This window comes from Brevibacillus thermoruber 423, from assembly GCF_000454065.1.
In the GTDB taxonomy this organism is placed as follows: domain Bacteria; phylum Bacillota; class Bacilli; order Brevibacillales; family Brevibacillaceae; genus Brevibacillus; species Brevibacillus thermoruber.
Genome location: NZ_KE695652.1, coordinates 410,743 through 427,802, shown reverse-complemented (window position 1 = coordinate 427,802; position 17,060 = coordinate 410,743). Strand labels below are relative to the sequence as shown.

Below are 17,060 nucleotides of genomic sequence, written 5' to 3'. Positions count from 1 at the left end.
GCATCCTCCCTACTCCTCAATTTCCACGATCATCTCAACTTCGACCGCGTTGTTGTGCGGAAGCTGCGCCATGCCTACCGCAGAACGTGCGTGTTTGCCTTTCTCACCGAAAATCTGCACCAGTAAATCGGAGGCGCCGTTCATCACCTTGGGTTGATCCGTAAAATCAGGAGCGCTGTTGACAAAGCCCAGGAGTTTGACAAACCGTTTCACTTTGCTCAATTCGCCGATCTCCCGTTTGACGACCGCCAGGAGATTCAGCATGCACTGTCTTGCCGCCAGATAGCCTACTTCCACCGTAACGTCTTCTCCCAGTTTGCCGCGGTACTCATCCGTCCCTTGACCGGCAAGAAACAGGAGATTGCCGGTGCGAACGCAGCCCACGTAATTTCCCGCAGCCTGCCGCGGTGCAGGCAGCGTCAAGCCCAGTTCCTGCAATCGCTGTTCGGGTGTCGCAGCATGTATCGTCATCGTTACCTCACCTCCACCTGGCTCATGTTCAGGAAGCGAAGCGCGTTTTCCCCCAGCATCGCCCGCTTCTGTTCTTCCGTGACCGTCAGCATCTGGTCAATGACCTCGCCCGGGGGAATTTCCCGAAGCAGGAACGGGTAATCGGAGCCCATCAGGATCCGCTCGTGGCCAAAGCGGTCAATCATGTACTGGATGTTCGCCGGATCATAGACCAACGAATCAAAATAGAAATTCTTGGCGTAATGGCTGGGCGGCTGTTCCAGCAGCCGGAGATGGGGCCATACCTTCCAGCCCTGGTCCAGCCGGGGAAGAATGTAAGGGAATGATCCCCCGCCGTGGGCCAAACAAATCCGCAGGCGGGGGAATTTCTCGATCACGCCCCCAAGGATCAAGCTTGCTGCAGCGAGGGCCGTTTCGCTCGGCATCCCCACGGTGTACATGAGATTGTGGCGAGGCATCCGCTCTCTGCCCAACGTCTCCCACGGGTGGACAAACAGCGGCACGTCCCACTTCTCGCACATCTCGAAAAATTCCAGGAAAGCAGGGTCATCCAGATTGTTTCCGTTCACATTGGTGCCGATTTCAATCCCTTTCAGGCCCAGTTCGTGAACGCAGCGATCCATTTCGCGGATGGCGACGGCCGTGTTCTGCAGAGGAACCGTTCCAAGACCCACAAACCGGTCGGGATGCTGTTTCACGGTTTCCGCAATGAAATCGTTTTGGATGCGGGCCATCACTTCCGCTTCTTCAGCGGGCGCCCAATAGGAGAACGTGACGGGAATCGGAGACAGCACCTGGATGTCCACCTTTTCCCGGTCCATATCCTGGATCCGCTTCGCAGAGTCCCACACCTGGTCGGTTACTTCGCGGAACACCTTTCCCCCGACCAGGATATGGGCGCCGCATGCGCACGTCCGGTGCAGGACAGGCCAGCGTTCCCCCTTGAATGTTTCGGCGAAGTTCGGCAGGTCTTCCGGGATGATATGGGTATGAAAATCTACTCGCATTTCCATTCGCTCGCTTCCGGCGGCATGACGTACCCGCAGTTTTTGCAAGTCCGCAGCTCCAGGCTGCCGTTGAATCCTTCGATCGCTTGTTTTACCTGCGTTTCGATATTGGTCAGCTGGACGGTAACGCGGTGCATTTCATGGTCGCATTGATCGCAGAACCAGACAAAGTCCTCCAGCTCTCCCTGAGCCCTGCTGCGCTCAATGACAATGCCGATGGTATCGGCCACCCTGTGCGGCGAGTGCGGAACATTGGCCGGGAGCAGGAACATTTCACCTTCCCGCACGGTGATCACTTCGCGTTTGCCTTCCTGATTGATAATTTCGACGTAACAATCCCCCTTCAACTGATAGAAAATTTCTTCGGAGGGATCGACGTGGAAGTCGCGCCGTTTGTTCGGTCCGCCCAGCACCATCACCATCAGCTCCGCGTCTTTCCAGATCACTTTGTTGTTGACCGGAGGTTTCAGCTGGTCCTTGTTTTCCTCGATAAATTTCCACAAATTGATCGGTGCGAACATGCTCGTCGTACTCATGTCAATCGCTCCTTTTCCGCTTGGATTTCTTTAACCGTCTTTCCGCCAATCGCCCAATGGTTCAACGGAATCTCGTAAAGGATGATCCTGATCCGTTCGGGTGCGACCTGCAGGGTTTCGGAGACCGTTTGCGTTACATCGGCAATCAAACGCTCCTTCACCTCTTGATCTCGTCCCTCCAGCAGCTTGATCTCAAGAATAGGCATGAATATCACCGGCTTTTAACGCTTTTTGCATATGGACCACTTCTTCGGCCAGATTCCTGATCCGCTGCAGTACGTCTTCGTCCACCAGTTCATTCTGCCGGTTGAAGTGGTCGGTATTGGCGTACACATAGCCGGGTGCGACGTACGCCCGGAAGTATCCGGCGATGGGCTTCAACTGATTTTCAATCACCAGAAAATGCTGATACGTGCCCCCGTTGGCGACAAACCCCATCACTTTATGGCGAAGCGCCTCTGGATTCACCAGGTCGAACAGGTTCTTCAGCACGCCGGTGATCGATCCTTGGAAAATCGGCGTGCCGATGATGTAGAAATCTGCCGAAGAGACGATGTCGATCATCGTTTTCGTATCACCGGTATAGGTCGACGGATCGCGTCCGTCACAGAACTGGACATCGTACTGCTTCATATCCAGCAGTTCCACTTCCAACTCCGGATCCAATTTCTTCGCTTCCTCCAGAACCTTTTCCACGAGTATGCGCGTTTTTGCCCCCACGATCGTTCCTGATATGCCTAACAACTTCATCCCGTTTTCCTCCTTTGCCTGATAGCGGCAGTCCGTTTATCACGCCTTGGCAACCAGCTCATTGAGATCAAGCACGCTCAGCGCTTCATCAACCATGTCAAACGTGCGCTCCCGTTTGTAATTGTTGTAAAAGATCGCCCGCTTGCGGATCGGATCTCCGGTATAGTACCGCTCGTATTGCAGGAGCCGCTGGCCGAATGCTTCTCCGCACAAATCCCAAGCCAACTTGAACAAACGGACGCGTTCCTTGCCGGAGATTCCCGATCGACCGGCGTAATACTTCTCCATATCTTCCGCCAATTCCGGATTGGCAAAATCGGCCCCTGTCGGAGACATCAGCAAACCGCCTGCACCGATGATTTGCAGCACTTCCACGGCGCGCGGGTACATCTTCGGCAGCAGTCCGCGTATCGTTTCCAGCGGCACCCAACCCGGCATGATTTCGCCCGACGGCAATACGTCGCACTCCTGTTCGGCGATCCGCAGCAGCGCCCTGATCGATTCCACCGACTGGATCAGCTCGCCCAAGTCGTTCTGGACATTCAGGTAGACATCCACCCCGATGGAGTCGGCCAAGCGGACCGCTACTTCCGTGGCAAACTGCAGTTTGATCAGCCCGCGTACACCGGTCTGATGAGCCGGCTGCTGCGCGATGCCCGTTTTCGGATACAGCAGGTTGGCCGCTTCCACGTTGTTGTACAGGAACACCCGGTCCCACGGCACCAATACATCGTGGAAGACCAGCACCGCATCCATTTCTTCAAAGCGGGACGCCAGCGGATGGTCAAACAGCGAGCGGGTTCCGTCCTGCATCGGTTCGCGGCAGAGAATCCGCAGTCCCGGCGTGTCAATCGGAATGGCAAAGGCAAGCGCGTAGCGTTCATCGCCGGGCTTGAATCCCGGGAACGAGTAGATGATCACTTCATCCGTGATCGGTGCCAGGGTGGCCAGCATTTTCGCGCCTCGGACGATCAGTCCTTGCGGCGTCTCCCTGACCGCGCCCAGATGGGTAAAGAGATCCTGCTGTTCGTGCGATGACTTGCTGCGGTCGTTTTGCGGATTGATAATCGCGTGCGTCAAGAACAAATCGTTGTCGCGGATGTACCGGTAGTACGCGCGGATATTTTCCGCCCACTGCGGATCGTATTTTTCCAAAAAGGAAGCGTTGCTGAACAGCGACGTAAGCACAACATTGAGAAAATCCGGGGTTCTGCCCATCAAGCCGAACGTGGCTTTGGCATACGCTTCAAACAGCGCCCGGCGAGCCTGCAAATCCTCGTGGGTTTTCGGGACCAGAAACGCATTGTTCACCCGTTCCCCGGTTTCGGCACAGATGTGCGTAATCCTGTCCTGGTACTCCGGATCATGCTGCATGTCGTACAGTTTTGCGATTTCACGTATCGGCTGCTGGAACACAACCTCGTCGCATACATTGGTCACTCTCCGCCCGGACAGCCAAATCTCCGGCTGCCGGGATTTCAATCCGTTGATGTACTGGGCACCTGTTCGGATTCCCATGGTAATTCCTCCCTACTTTCTTGGTTAGGATGAGTTCCTGTCTTGTGATTGCATTATAATATTGAACAATTTTGAAAATTGTAGTGCGGTTAACGTTTTCAGCCGATTTTTGAAGTGCCGTCAGAAAAAAAGGCTGCCGATCGTATCGACAGCCTCCCACGCGTTGGTTAGATGTTCCCGTCGCGGTGCTTCGGGATAAACAACACCATGACCGAAGCGATAATTCCCGCGATGGCAAAGGTATAGAAGTTCCAGGCGGGCCCCATGTTCCAGGACATGAACAATCCGATCAGCACCGGGCCGGAAATCGCCCCGATCCGACCGAACCCGATCGCCCAGCCCAGCGCGGTCGCCCGGTTATCCGCGGAGAAGTACTTGGAAATGTAGGCGTTCATGATCAACGTGGTACCGATCGTCCCGAAACCGGCGAGGCCGACCAGGGCGTACACCACCGGCATCGACGATTTTACACTCAAGAGGGCCATCGAGACCCCGGCGAGGAGGTAAGAGATGCTGATGATCTTCTGCGACCCCCACCGGTCTGCCGCCCTGCCCGCCAACAGCGCGCCTACCGCTGCCGACAGGTTCAGCATAAACAGGAAACCCAGACTGGATCCGAGCGGATACCCCGCCTCCTTCATCATTTTCGGCAGCCATGTGCTCAACCCGTAAATCATCAGCAGGCCCATGAAAAAGGCGATCCAGAAGCAGACGGTCGCGCGGATGTTTTGTTTGGCGAACAGCGCGGCGACCGAGGCGAATTGACCCTGTCCCTCGTTCGCTTGATCCGGCTTGTATGCTCCGATGGTATCAAGCGGAATGTTGTACCGGCTGGCAATTTGCTCCGCCTCTTCGCGTCTGTTCTTCGCCAGCAGGAAGCTGATCGATTCGGGCAAATACTTGAGAATGAACGGCACGAGGAGAATCGGGACGGCGCCGAGCCAGAACAAGAACCGCCAGCCGAAATCCTGCAGGAAATACATCGACAGCAGCGCACCGAGCAGACCGCCGACCGGGTACCCTGTGTACATCACGGCGTACATCAACGACCGCCGTTCCACCGGCGAATACTCGATGGTGAGGGCGGACGCCGTGGGAATCACGCCGCCCAGCGCGATACCTCCAAGAAAACGAAACAAACCGAACATGTCAGGCGAGGGTGCCATCGCGGCAAACCCCATCATGATGGAAAACAACGATACGCAAAAAGCCAATGTCTTTTTGCGCCCGATCATGTCCGTGACAGTTCCGACACAGATGGCTCCCACCAACATGCCGACCAGCGCATAGCTTCCAATGGCCCCCGCTTTCGCCGGAGACAGCGCCCAATCCTTGTACTCCATCAACGAAGGCAGCACAGCGCCGTAGATGCCGAGATCATACCCGTCTGCCAGCATGCTGAACCAACAGATGACAACAACGAGCAGCGTGATGGCTGGCATTGTCCTGGCTGCCGGTTTCGACGACGGATCGAGAACGGGCGCATCCATTTGCAGATTCCCTTTCATCATATCCTCCCCCTGATAATTGTTTAAATATTTAAAAAATGCCGTGAACTGATTGTACTAAAAGGGAGGACCTCCCTGTGTAAATTGCTTAACGTTCCAATCCCTTTTTTCGAACCCTTCCGTCACGCCGGTTGTAAACCAGTTAACATTTTTTCAGACTTTTTTTCGCGACGAGAATGTTTACGTTGTACATATGCTCTTCGCCCATTTATAATTGTGCTGGTGGTTTCTAAAAATTTTGATTTATGAAACATGGGAGCTTGAAGGGTATGAGCCTGCTGGAAAGTGTCGTACACGTATCTTCCATCATGCACAGGATGGTTTTGTGCTTTGAAGATGATTTTACGCTCGGGATCACGGATAGGGAGAAATTTTTAACCTACCTGCCCGGAAAGACCTTGCAATTCGGATTATCGCCGCATGATCCAATCAAGGAAGGCAGTCTGGCCAATACGATTATCAAGCAGGGAAGACCGATGACGAAGCTGATGGATTCCTCGGTGTACGGAATCGCCTACATTGCCGGCGGACTGCCGATTGAGGAAGACGGCAGGATTTCCGGTGCGCTCGTCTTCGGAGTCAGTCTGGATCGCCAAAATAAGCTGGCACAGATTGCCGAACACCTGTCGGCCATTGTGGAAGAGGTTTCCGCCCAGTCCGTGGTGATGCAGTCAAGCGCTGAGACGTTGTCGTCACACAGCGAGAAGCTTCATCAGGTCATGACCGGAATGCTGCAGCAAGTAGAAACAACCTTTTCCGTATTGAAATCAATCTCGGACATCGCCAAGCAGTCGGGCATACTCGGGTTGAACGCCTCGATTGAAGCCGCCCGTGCAGGGGAGCAGGGCAGAGGCTTTGCGATCGTTGCGGGAGAAATGCGTCGTTTGGCTTCGACGTCCGGCGATTTGGCAAAGGAAATCTCCAAGAGCCTTTCTTCGCTGCAGGAGGAGATCACCTCTCTTTCACAAATGGTGCTTGCATCAAAAAATCTCGCAAAGGCACAGACAGAAGGGATTATGGAACTGGCTTCCGCCATTCAAGACGTTACCAAGGAGGCATGCCTGCTGCAGCAGATGTCGCAGATCCAAGCCGGCAGCTAACCACAGCCGTTGATCGTTTACAACCATATTGAAAGGAGTGTTCGATATGGTATCCCCGTTTGAAACCGACCTGAAGTGGGAGACGTTTCTGAAGTACGGGAAGAGGCAATTCGTGAAAGGAAAATCCGTCATTTACTACCAGGGCAGTCTGGGAGACGGGTTTTATTACCTTCACAAGGGCTTGGTGAAAATCGTCACCTCCACGGTAAAAGGAAACGACCGGTTGTTGAACATCGTGGTTCCCGGCCAACTGCTCGGGATTCAAACCATGGACCGGCAAACGCACTTTACCACCGCGATCGCCGTTAAGGACTCGGTGGTCTATCATTTTTCCTGCGAACAGTTTGCGAAACTGATGAAAGAGCAGCCGGAATTACTGCCTCTGTTTGCTCAAACCGTCAATCAAAAAATGCGGATTCTTCTTTATGCGATTAATATGAAAGCGCTTTCTTCTGAAGAGCAGATCGCCGCGCTGCTCCTCAACATCTGCGATGAGTTTAAAAACTATGAAGTCCCCCTCACCCAACAGGACCTGGCGCACTGCACCGGATTAACCCGAATCACCGTATACAAAATCCTGAAACAGTGGAAAGAAGACGGACTGATCGACATCGAGAAGCGCAAATTTGTGATCAAGCGTCCGGATGTGTTGCGGAAGTTGAATCTGTCTGCACCGACAGCGAAAACGGTTTAGTCTGGAGCGCTCATTCCCTGTCCAATGTTGCGCAGAGAATGATGTTGGGAAGGAAAGGTGATCGTATGGTAAACCTTCGCTACAAGTGGACTCCGTTCTTACCATATGGACAAAAACTGGAACTGAAAAAGAATACGTTCGTGTATCGCCAGGGAGAAAACGGCAGAGGCTTTTATTACCTGGAGCAGGGCGGGGTGAAAATCAGCCTGCTATCCGATAACGGCCACGAGCGTGTCATTGACTACGTCCCGATCGGGACCCTGCTAGGGGAACACGGGGCTCACAGAGGAACCTATTTGACAACCGCGGTTACCACTACACCTTCGATTCTCTATCATTTCTCCGATGAAGCCTTGTCAAGAGTGTGCAAGGATCATCCCCATGCGGCGATGATCTTCACCAACTCCCATATCTATAAAGTACGACTCCTCGCCGAAATCATTTCCTATCTGGACAGCCCGGTCGAACAGCAAATGGCTCACTTTTTGTTGAAATTGATTCAAATTCATGAGAATGAAAACATCCCCATCGACCAGACGTCGTTCGCCCGGTACATCGGCACGTCCCGGATCACGGTCAACAAGATCATCCAGAAATGGCGCCAGCAAGGCTTTATCCAATTCTCCAACGGCGTGATTCGGGTGATTCAGATCGAGCGGATTCGAGAGATACTGACCCAGATGGAAAGTGAGCAGTTTGAGCAAAGTACGTCCTTGTAACCCCCTCCGCAGTGGGAGGGGGTCTCCCTTTTTTGAAGAATCGAGACTGCTCAACGGGGTCTTGACCGGTGGGCCGGGTGGTTTTTTGCTGGTCTGAATTGTCGCAAAGGTGGGCATAACTGAAAGAAAACGACGAAAGGAGAAGGATCGCATGGATGACGACATGTTGGAGGCGTATCTGGACCGGAGCGTGCGCGTTCACTTCGCCCCGGGCATGATCGGTCCCGGCCTGTCTTCCTTCGAGGAAGGAAAGCTGCACGACTACAGCGCGGCGGGGATGCTGCTGGAGGCCGCGGACGGTTCGCTCGCCTACATCCCGTTCACTTCGGTCCGGATGGTGCAGATCAAACCGCGACCCGGCTTTTGGGAGCGCTTGACCGGCACCTCCTGATCCGTTTTCCCTGCAAACAACAAAGCTCCTCTCCCCCGTCAGGAGAGAGGAGCAGGAGCCTTGATTCCGTTACAAAAAGACGTCGAAGACCACGTAACAGGCGGCCGCGAGCAGTCCCGTCGCCGGCAGCGTAATGACCCACGTCACCAGGATCCGGCCGGCCAAGCCCCACTTCACCGCGGAGAACTTTTGCGACGCGCCCACGCCCAGGATGGACGAGGTGATCACGTGCGTCGTGCTGACGGGCAGCTTCAGCGTGGTAAAGATGGTAATGATCAGGGCAGACGACAAGTCGGCGGAGAACCCGCTGATCGGCTTGATCTTCATGATCTTGCCGCCCATCGTCTTAATGATCCGCCAGCCGCCAAACGAAGTGCCGAGCGCCATCGCGATCGCCGCCGAGATTTTCACCCAGAGCGGGATGGTGATCTCTCCCGTCTCCGAGGTCAAAAAGCCGCCGGAGATCAGCGCGAAGGTGATAATCCCCATTGTCTTCTGGGCGTCGTTGGCCCCGTGGCTGAACGACTGCCAGGACGCCGCCAGCACCTGCAGCGAGCGAAAGCCCCTGTTCGTGCGGTGGTACGGCATGTTGGCCACCAGTGCGGAGACCAGTTTGATAATGACAAACCCGACCACAAACGCGACGATCGGCGAGACGATCAGCGCCTGGACAATGCTGATGAAGCCCGCCATGTTGATCGCGCCGAAACCGGCTGCGCCGACAACCGCGCCGGCCACCCCGCCGATCAGGGCGTGTGACGACGAACTGGGAATCCCGAACCACCAAGTGATCAGGTTCCACAGGATGGCGGACGTGAGCGCGGCCAAGACGATGACCAGACCGTTCTCCAGCTTGAACGGGTCGGCGATGCTGCCCCCGATCGTTTTGGCCACCCCGGTGTAGGTGAGGGCACCGATCAGGTTCAGAACGGACGCGATGAGAATTGCCGTGCGCGGACTCAGCGCCCGGGTGGACACGGACGTGGCGATCGCGTTGGCCGTGTCGTGAAAGCCGTTGATAAAGTCAAAGCTGAGCGCCATGATGACGACAAGGATGAGAATGATCACGTCAGGCGAAAGACTAAGCATTCTTCAGCACGATCCCTTCTACCAGGTTGGAAACATCCTCGGCGAAGTCCGCACAGTCTTCCAGCTTGTCGTAAATCTCCTTCAGCTTGATGGCCTCGATCGGATTGGCGTCGGGCGCGTTGAGCAGGTCGGATACCATTTTCCGGTAGTTGGAGTCAGACTCATGCTCCAATTCCTTGATCTCGGCAGCGTATTGGGCCACGAGCTTGTGATCCAGTTTGCGCAGGGTGCGGATCAGCTCGATCAGTTTGGCCGAGCATTTCACCAGGATGTTGGCCTGAGCCAGAACGCGAGGGTCGGGCTGTCGCACCTGATAGAGGTACATCCGATCCGCTACCCCGTCGATGTAGTCGATCATTTCGTCCATCGTATGCGCGAGCTGGTGAATGTCCTCCCGTTCCAGCGGGGTGATGAACGTGGAGTTCAGCTCGTTCATGATGCGCCGAACGATTTCATCCCCTTCTTTTTCAACCGCCTTGATCGCTTTCACTTTGGCTTCCACATCCTGATAGTTGCCAATCATTTCGTAAAACAGGTGGGTCCCTTTGTGAACATTGGCGATTTGCTGTTCAAACAGGTCAAAGAAGATGTGTTTTTTGGATTTCAACATACGTTCCGTCGTCACTCCTTTGGAAAGATAACGCCTCACCGATTATAACCGAACAGCTTTCTAAAGGTAAATTTAAAAACAAGGACAAACGCGTGTTTTTTTCATTAAGATATTGTAAAGGTTTTGTAAAGGCGCATGACAAGCGAAAAACACCCGCCCTTTTCCGGATGCGAGTGTTCGTAACTGCCACCTGTTTCCTGGATTACTGTTCCGCCACCAGTATGCAGTCTTTCTTCTTTTTCGCTTCGTACATCAGGGTGTCCGCTTTCGCCGCCAGTTCCGTCGCCGTGGACGCGTGCGCGGGAAACGAAGCAATTCCGATGCTGACCGTCACGCCCCCCAGGTCTTCCCGCACATTGCGCTGGATTCTCTCCCCGACGGTCACGCCGTGCTGCGTGTCCGCATGGGGCAGCAGGATGACGAACTCCTCGCCTCCCCATCGGCCGACTGAATCCTGCGCGCGGATGCTGCGCTTCAGGATGTCGGCAAAGCGGCACAGCAGATTGTCTCCCGCCAGGTGACCATGGCTGTCGTTGAAGATCTTGAAATTGTCCAGGTCGATAAACAGCAGGGTAACCGGATAGTCGTGGCGGCGGGCCCGCTCCACCTCCCTTTCCAGCAGTTCAAAGAAGCGGCGGTTGACAAGCGCACCTGTCAGCGAGTCCAGATAGGCCGCCTCTCTCAGTCTGTCGGCGTACAGCCCCATCCGGTAGCCCACCGCTGCCTGCAGCACCGCGGCCGCTGCCGCCAGTACGGCCGTTTGCTGATTGGCGGGCAGCCCGTAGACGGCCGTCCACAGCAAGGTGAACAGGCAGGAAATCCCCAACCCTATCCAACGTAAGTCCAACGATATCCCCCTCCGACGTAGTTCACGAACAAAACGAGTTGAATATGATTCAAAAGACCTATTAAAACAGAAGTGAGATAGGACTTTTATCGTATTCATAGGAATATTTTACCTGCCTGTTCCAGCGAGTTCAAGGAAAAAAATCGCTAGCGCAGTGTCACGCGATAGCGTTTGAACTGGCTAGCGTATCCTTCGATCAGTTCGATATCCCTCTCATAGACGCCGTACAGCCGTTTGAGCGCGGCGCGGATCTCGGCATGCGTCCTGCCGTCGGAAATCGACCCTTGGACTTCCATGATCCGCATGCCCTTGTGCGTTTTGCAGGATCACATCGTACGGCGGCTCTTCTCCGCAGCGCTCCGTCACCACTTTATACAAGCCGTTTTCCACTGTCTCGGCGATCATCAGCCAGCCCGGTCCGTCCGCTTTGCGCACCGTCAGTTTCATCTCGCTTCCCCCTCTGTATAGTTGCATATACAACTATATGGCAGCAAAAAATTGATTGCATATGCAATCAATTTAATCGCCCAAGTGGGTGCGAAGCTTCAACAGGAGTCCCAACAGCACTTCCTGCTCGCCGTCTGTCATGGCGGTAAACACATGCTGAGCAAAGTGATCCCGCACCGCTTCCATCGACTTGCGGACGAGCGGCTTATGCTCCTGTGTCACGCGTACCAGATAGCTGCGAGCATCCTTTGGATTGGGCTCCGTCATCAGCCACCCCTTTTTCACCAGTCCGGGCAAAATGCGCGAGACTGTCGTCTTGTCGCGCAATGTACGTTCGCCCAGCTCCGAAGGCGTCATGCCGTCATGCTGCGCCAGCACCACCAGCAGCTGCCATTGCTCCGGCGTGAGCCGAAACGGCTGCAGGGCTTTCGCCGTCTCTTCCCGGACGAGCTGCCCGATCCTGTACAGGTTGTGTCCCAAACTGTCTCGAAACACGTCCGTCATGCTACCTCCCCTTCCCGTGTCGTTTTCTTCATCTAACCACATCTTTGCATCGATCTCCAGCGGGCCGGGAGAAACAAAAAACTGACTATTCCGATGGGTGGCAACCATCTTTCTTTTCACGCAAAAATCTCGTATACTTACAAAATATTCTTTTACCGGAAGAGAGGAATTTGCCAAATGGTTTGGCTTCAATCCGTCATCGCTCGTTATGACACGACCATCTGGATCCGCGTGATCGGGACGATCCTGACCACGTTTGCCGGATTCATGCTCCGTCCCTTCCTGGCCTTCTATCTGTATGAAAGGATGGACGGCAATCTGCTGGTGGCGGCCATGGTCACCAGCCTGCAGCCGCTGACCAGCATGATCGCCGGACTCTATTCCGGGGGAATGGCTGACCGCTACGGGCGAAAGCCGATGATGGTGGCTGCCCTGGCGATTGAAGCGATCTCCATGGCCGGCTACATCTGGGCGGAGTCCCTCTATGCCTTCGCCGCCTTGACCATTCTGAACGGGATCGGCGCCTCCCTGTTCTGGCCGGCAGCCAGCGCGCAGGTAACGGACGTGGTGCCGGAGGAGAAGCGCAGCGAGGTGTTTGCCCTGCTGCATACCGCCCTCAACCTGGGCGCGGCGGCGGGACCGCTGATCGGGGTTACCCTGTACAAAATCAACCCGGCGATCGTTTTCGGCATCTGTTCGGCCGCCCTCTTCACCTACGGGCTGCTGATCGTCTGGAAAGTGCCGGAGACGCTCCCCCGGGAGCTGCGGGAGCGCGGCGGCCAAGCGCAAGCAGACAAGCCAAAAGCACCCAAGCTGCGGCTGCACGAGCACACCACGCTGCTGTGGATGACGCTGGCCGCCGTTCCGGTCTCGCTCCTGTACTCCCAGGTGGAGATCATCCTGCCGCAGCACCTGCGGACGCGCTTTGACGATTTCCTGACCGTGTTTGCCACCTTGATCACGATCAACGGCCTGCTCGTCGTATGCTGCCAGATCGTGATCGCCAAGTTTGCCGAACGATTTCCGGCCCACCGCGTCATCCTGCTGGCCTACCTGCTCCTCGCCTGTGTCGGCATCGGCTACGGCTGGGCCCCCACCTTTTTCCTGCTCGTGGTGGCGGAGGCCATCTTTACGCTGGGCGAGATGCTGTACGGCCCGCAGATCCAAAAGGCGATTTCCGTCATGGCGCCGGAAGCGTACCGCGGCCGTTACTTTTCCATCTTCGGGGCCAACTGGGGCATCACCGGCACGATCGGCCCATCGCTTGGCGCCGTGTCGTTCCGCAGTATCGGCGGCGCCTACTGGTTTTCCCTGCTCGCCGTACTCCTGCTCGTCGCCGGCCTGTTCCAGTACCGGCTGGTGAAGCGGGCCATGAGCCAGCCGCAGCCGGCTCCTTTGGACGGTGCCAAGCCTCCGATTGCCGCCTCATAAAGAGCGCCTGCCGCCCGCCCGACGCCGCCTGTCGCGTTCCGGGCGGGTTCAGCTTTGCGCGGCGTAGCGCAGCAGCCGTTTGTCCCGCGTCGGCAGGAGGCGGACCGGCTCCCGGTCAAACACGTACGCCCGCTTCTCCCCGCTGTCCACGAATACGACCAACGATCCCCCACAGTCCGCGTACGCTTCCCCCACGGTCACAAACGAGAAGCAGGAATATTCGGAACAAACCTGCCGCTCTCCTTCGGCGGAGGTGAGTTTTCGCTCCGCACCCGGCAGATGCCGCACCATCGCATCCCCATCCCCCGGATACTCCAGGCCGTTATTGCCCGGCGTGGAAAAAATCAGCAGGTGAACCGGTTCGGAGCTGTCGTTGCGGTAGCCGTGAATCACCTGCTGCCAGCCGAAGACCACTTCCCCCGGTAAAACCGAAATGGTCTCGCTGTTGCTGACCCAGTAGGTGAGCACGCCGGACAGCACCAGCGCGCAGTCCTCTCCGGACGGATGCGTGTGCGGCCCGATCTCTCCCCCGGGGGCCAGAACCCCCTCGATCAGTCTGGTTTTTCCTCCCGCGCTTTGAAAGACAGTCCGCAATCCGTAACCGCCTGACTCGACCGCTCTCAGCTCAACCGTTTGCATCCTCGTTCCCCTCACCTTTCCATACTTTTTTATTTTATAACTTTACTATTCGAATTCCAGTGTACCACGAATCGGACATCCACGGCTAGGGAAAACTGGAACTACTTACCTGACGGAAGGGAGGGATTGCGATGCCCCGCATCGAAGCCGCGGCGACAGCCGTTCCCGAACACGAAATCACTCAGGACGGCTCCATGGCGGTCGCCCGCGCGTTTTTCCAACAGGCCTTCCCCGACATCGACCGCCTGCTCTCCGTCTTTGCCAACAGCCAGATCCGCAAGCGCCACTTCTGCATGCCGCTCGACTGGTTTCAAGAAGAACACGGGTTTGCCGAAAAAAACCGGCTGTACGTGGAGCATGCCGTCTCCCTTGGCGCCGAAGCCGCCCGGCGCTGTCTGGACAAGGCGGGAACGGCGGCGGCGGAGATCGACTGCCTGATCTTCGTCTCCAGCACGGGCATCGCCACCCCCAGCGTCGACGCCCGACTGATCAACCGTCTGGGGCTTCGACCGGACATCACCCGCGTGCCGCTGTGGGGACTGGGATGCGTCGGCGGGGCGATGGGCCTTTCGCGGGCATGCGAATACGCCCGGGCCTACCCCGCAAGCCGCGTCCTGGTGGTGGCGGTGGAGCTGTGCGGATTGACGTTTATCCGGCAGGATCTGTCCAAAAGCAATCTGATCGCCACCTGCCTGTTTGCCGACGGGGCCGCCGCCGTGCTGGTGGAAGGAGACGAGGTGAAGCGGCCGTCTACTCCGCCCCGCCTCCGTTTCATGGGCGCACGCACGACGACGTGGCCGGATACGCTGGACATCATGGGCTGGGAGCTGACCGAACCGGGCTTGAAAGTGATCTTTTCCCGCGACATTCCCAGCCTGGTCCGGCAGTCGATGCGGGACAACGTCGACGGGTTTCTCGGACCGATTGGCGTATCCGTCCCAGACGTGCAGCGTTTTATCTTCCATCCCGGCGGGGCGAAGGTGCTGGCTGCCTACCGGCAGGCGTTGGGGATTCCCGCCGAAGCCACGCGGTTGGCCGAAGACGTCCTGCGCGACTTTGGCAACATGTCGTCGCCCACCGTTTTGTTCGTGCTGGAAAAGTGCATGGAAGAGGGCTGGAAGCCGGGAGAAAAGGGGCTGCTGGCCGCCCTCGGACCCGGGTTCAGCTCGGAGTTGATCCTGTTGGAAGCGAGGTGAGCAAGCGTGGGCTTTTTTTTGGCCGTCTATGCCGCCGTCGTCGCCCAGCGCTTGCTGGAACTGGCCCTGGCGCGGCGCAACGCCCGCCACATCCGTTCCGCGGGCGGCCGGGAAGTGGGGGCCGGCCACTACAAGTACATCGTTGCCCTGCATGTGCTGTTTCTCGTAAGCCTGCTCGCGGAGGGACTCCTCCATGAAGGCAGGACCGCCCCGTGGTGGGCGTGGACCTTTTCCGTATTCGCGCTGGCTCAGGGACTTCGGTACTGGTGCATCGTCAGCCTGGGGAAACGCTGGAACACGCGCATCTACATCCTTCCCGGCGCCGAGCCCGTGCGGCGCGGCCCGTACCGCTTCCTGCGGCATCCCAACTACCTGGTGGTGGCGACCGAACTGATCGTCCTGCCGCTCACCTTTTCCGCCGTCGCCACCGCTGTCATCTTTTCCCTGGCCAACTTCTGGCTGCTGTGGCGCGTCCGGATTCCGGCAGAGGAGCGGGCCGTCTACGACCGGCCGTGAGCGGTACGCCGCGTCCCGATCGGGGAGGTTTCGGACCGGCTGCCGCTTTGACATGACAACAAACCCGGACGGGTACGCGGTCCGGGTTTTTGCCGTTTGCTGATCCTGCTGGCCGTCTCATCCGCATGGCCTTTTGCCGTCTTCGGCCCGGCAAGCGGGGACGGTCGGGAGCAGGACGTCAGTTCAGCCCTTGGGCATCGTCAATCGTCCCCATTTTGTACATGTCGCTCACCTGCTCCTGGGTGGCAGCCAACCCCTGGGACAGCTCCTCATCTGTCTCGGATGCCGCCGCAGATGGCCTGACGGCCGTGTCGGACGGGCGGTCGAAGCCGTATCGACGCTCATCAGCCATGCCTGTTCCTCCTTCCTGTCTTGGGTCAACTCGTAGTGTGTGCCGCTTCCCTGCCATTTAGCCAAAGAGACCGTCCAGGCACGTCAAAAAACCCCTTCCGAGTTCAGAAGGGGTTGGTAGGGTCAAGAAGATGTTTACTTGTCGCCGTTCGAATCCGGCACCGACCAGTTCCAGCCACGGGGCTGCTTGGCATCGTCGGCGCTGGCAGCCGGCTTCACTACAATCACGCTGTCCTCTACCGGAGCGGCCACCCAACCGTGAGCCACGGCGGTTTGCCCGCTTTTGGGCGACAGGACAATCGTTTGGTCTTCCACAGGCATTGCAACCCAGCCGTTTTGCGTGGTCACGTTCGCAGTGCTTCCCGGCTGAACTACCCATTGATCCTCAACAGGCAGGCTGATCCAGCCGTTTTGGGCGGCAACGTTCGCAGTGCTTCCCTGCTGAACCACCCACTGATCCTCTACCGGCATATTGATCCAGCCGCTTTGGCTGGTGACAGCCGCGTTGCTTCCCGGCAGAACCACCCATTGATCCTCTGCCGGCATGTTGATCCAGCCGTGAGCCTGTGCCGGTTGAGCGGCTTCGTTTGCAAAAGCAGCGTTCGCGAACAGAGTGGCGCTGAGAACCATGGTTCCCGTCAACAGTGTTGTCGCTTTTTTCATCGTCGTACACTCCCATCTTCTGTTTGTTCACGCTGTCCTGTGAAATATCCCCCGCCCGCTGCTCCGATGGCTG

Annotated in this window: 22 protein-coding genes; 7 read left to right on the top strand and 15 right to left on the bottom strand. The window is 56.8% G+C overall.

Annotated features, from left to right (window positions below; translation table 11 throughout):
- Window positions 1–9: 9 nt before the first annotated feature.
- From M516_RS0116695 to M516_RS0116665, 7 genes are all read right to left on the bottom strand, one after another.
- Window positions 10–471 carry a RidA family protein gene (locus M516_RS0116695; RefSeq protein WP_029100134.1) on the bottom strand — a complete coding sequence of 154 codons (462 nt, stop codon included), beginning with the start codon at window positions 469–471 and terminating at the stop codon, window positions 10–12.
- Between the two features lie 2 nt (window positions 472–473).
- Entirely contained in the window at window positions 474–1,484 is a 1,011-nt protein-coding gene (locus M516_RS0116690; protein WP_029100133.1) for an amidohydrolase family protein, read from the bottom strand.
- Window positions 1,469–2,014 carry a 3-hydroxyanthranilate 3,4-dioxygenase gene (locus M516_RS0116685; protein ID WP_029100132.1) on the bottom strand — a complete coding sequence of 182 codons (546 nt, stop codon included), beginning with the start codon at window positions 2,012–2,014 and terminating at the stop codon, window positions 1,469–1,471. Before M516_RS0116685 ends, M516_RS0116690 begins: the two co-directional genes overlap by 16 nt.
- Window positions 2,011–2,220 (bottom strand): 2-hydroxymuconate tautomerase, encoded by a 210-nt coding sequence (locus M516_RS0116680; RefSeq protein WP_029100131.1) that lies wholly within the window; start codon window positions 2,218–2,220, stop codon window positions 2,011–2,013. The genes M516_RS0116685 and M516_RS0116680 overlap by 4 nt, the downstream gene beginning before the upstream one ends.
- Window positions 2,207–2,764 (bottom strand): NADPH-dependent FMN reductase, encoded by a 558-nt coding sequence (locus tag M516_RS0116675; RefSeq protein ID WP_029100130.1) that lies wholly within the window; start codon window positions 2,762–2,764, stop codon window positions 2,207–2,209. The genes M516_RS0116680 and M516_RS0116675 overlap by 14 nt, the downstream gene beginning before the upstream one ends.
- A 39-nt stretch (window positions 2,765–2,803) precedes the next feature.
- Window positions 2,804–4,282: a 4-hydroxyphenylacetate 3-hydroxylase family protein gene (locus tag M516_RS0116670; protein WP_029100129.1), complete on the bottom strand. Its 1,479-nt coding sequence runs from the start codon at window positions 4,280–4,282 to the stop codon at window positions 2,804–2,806.
- 167 nt (window positions 4,283–4,449) lie between these two features.
- Complete coding sequence (locus M516_RS0116665; RefSeq protein ID WP_152523424.1) at window positions 4,450–5,772, bottom strand: MFS transporter; 1,323 nt, start codon at window positions 5,770–5,772, stop codon at window positions 4,450–4,452.
- Window positions 5,773–6,059: 287 nt separating this feature from the next.
- Between M516_RS0116665 and M516_RS0116660 the strand changes: the two genes are divergently transcribed.
- The 4 genes from M516_RS0116660 (at window position 6,060) to M516_RS0116645 (ending at window position 8,694) form a co-directional block, all read left to right on the top strand.
- Window positions 6,060–6,890, top strand: coding sequence for a methyl-accepting chemotaxis protein (locus M516_RS0116660; RefSeq protein WP_029100127.1), 831 nt, complete (start codon window positions 6,060–6,062; stop codon window positions 6,888–6,890).
- 46 nt (window positions 6,891–6,936) lie between these two features.
- Window positions 6,937–7,584 (top strand): Crp/Fnr family transcriptional regulator, encoded by a 648-nt coding sequence (locus M516_RS0116655; protein ID WP_029100126.1) that lies wholly within the window; start codon window positions 6,937–6,939, stop codon window positions 7,582–7,584.
- A 65-nt stretch (window positions 7,585–7,649) separates the two neighbouring features.
- On the top strand, window positions 7,650–8,303 hold the full coding sequence (locus tag M516_RS0116650; protein ID WP_029100125.1) for a Crp/Fnr family transcriptional regulator: 654 nt from the start codon (window positions 7,650–7,652) through the stop codon (window positions 8,301–8,303).
- Window positions 8,304–8,454: 151 nt separating this feature from the next.
- A complete protein-coding gene (locus tag M516_RS0116645; protein ID WP_029100124.1) occupies window positions 8,455–8,694 on the top strand; it encodes a hypothetical protein in 240 nt (79 codons plus the stop codon).
- 69 nt (window positions 8,695–8,763) lie between these two features.
- Here M516_RS0116645 and M516_RS0116640 read toward each other — a convergent pair whose 3' ends face one another.
- The 5 genes from M516_RS0116640 to M516_RS0116620 form a co-directional block, all read right to left on the bottom strand.
- A complete protein-coding gene (locus M516_RS0116640; RefSeq protein ID WP_029100123.1) occupies window positions 8,764–9,783 on the bottom strand; it encodes an inorganic phosphate transporter in 1,020 nt (339 codons plus the stop codon).
- Window positions 9,776–10,393, bottom strand: a complete 618-nt coding sequence (locus tag M516_RS0116635) for a DUF47 domain-containing protein (RefSeq protein WP_029100122.1) — start codon at window positions 10,391–10,393, stop codon at window positions 9,776–9,778. The genes M516_RS0116640 and M516_RS0116635 overlap by 8 nt, the downstream gene beginning before the upstream one ends.
- A 202-nt stretch (window positions 10,394–10,595) precedes the next feature.
- Window positions 10,596–11,240 (bottom strand): GGDEF domain-containing protein, encoded by a 645-nt coding sequence (locus M516_RS0116630; protein WP_029100121.1) that lies wholly within the window; start codon window positions 11,238–11,240, stop codon window positions 10,596–10,598.
- A gap of 146 nt (window positions 11,241–11,386) precedes the next feature.
- Window positions 11,387–11,536 (bottom strand): hypothetical protein, encoded by a 150-nt coding sequence (locus tag M516_RS25695; RefSeq protein WP_193746986.1) that lies wholly within the window; start codon window positions 11,534–11,536, stop codon window positions 11,387–11,389.
- A 223-nt stretch (window positions 11,537–11,759) separates the two neighbouring features.
- Window positions 11,760–12,191, bottom strand: coding sequence for a MarR family winged helix-turn-helix transcriptional regulator (locus M516_RS0116620; RefSeq protein ID WP_029100119.1), 432 nt, complete (start codon window positions 12,189–12,191; stop codon window positions 11,760–11,762).
- A 177-nt stretch (window positions 12,192–12,368) separates the two neighbouring features.
- Here M516_RS0116620 and M516_RS0116615 point away from each other — a divergent pair, with 177 nt between their 5' ends.
- On the top strand, window positions 12,369–13,622 hold the full coding sequence (locus tag M516_RS0116615; RefSeq protein WP_029100118.1) for an MDR family MFS transporter: 1,254 nt from the start codon (window positions 12,369–12,371) through the stop codon (window positions 13,620–13,622).
- 48 nt (window positions 13,623–13,670) lie between these two features.
- Here M516_RS0116615 and M516_RS23705 read toward each other — a convergent pair whose 3' ends face one another.
- A complete protein-coding gene (locus M516_RS23705) occupies window positions 13,671–14,261 on the bottom strand; it encodes a cupin domain-containing protein (protein WP_051188258.1) in 591 nt (196 codons plus the stop codon).
- A 131-nt stretch (window positions 14,262–14,392) separates the two neighbouring features.
- Here M516_RS23705 and M516_RS0116605 point away from each other — a divergent pair, with 131 nt between their 5' ends.
- Entirely contained in the window at window positions 14,393–15,457 is a 1,065-nt protein-coding gene (locus M516_RS0116605) for a type III polyketide synthase (protein WP_029100117.1), read from the top strand.
- Window positions 15,458–15,463: 6 nt separating this feature from the next.
- Complete coding sequence (locus M516_RS0116600; protein ID WP_029100116.1) at window positions 15,464–15,973, top strand: isoprenylcysteine carboxyl methyltransferase family protein; 510 nt, start codon at window positions 15,464–15,466, stop codon at window positions 15,971–15,973.
- A gap of 178 nt (window positions 15,974–16,151) precedes the next feature.
- Here M516_RS0116600 and M516_RS24920 read toward each other — a convergent pair whose 3' ends face one another.
- Window positions 16,152–16,325 (bottom strand): YozQ family protein, encoded by a 174-nt coding sequence (locus tag M516_RS24920; RefSeq protein ID WP_081904112.1) that lies wholly within the window; start codon window positions 16,323–16,325, stop codon window positions 16,152–16,154.
- A gap of 134 nt (window positions 16,326–16,459) precedes the next feature.
- On the bottom strand, window positions 16,460–16,987 hold the full coding sequence (locus M516_RS0116590; RefSeq protein ID WP_029100115.1) for a hypothetical protein: 528 nt from the start codon (window positions 16,985–16,987) through the stop codon (window positions 16,460–16,462).
- Window positions 16,988–17,060: the final 73 nt, after the last annotated feature.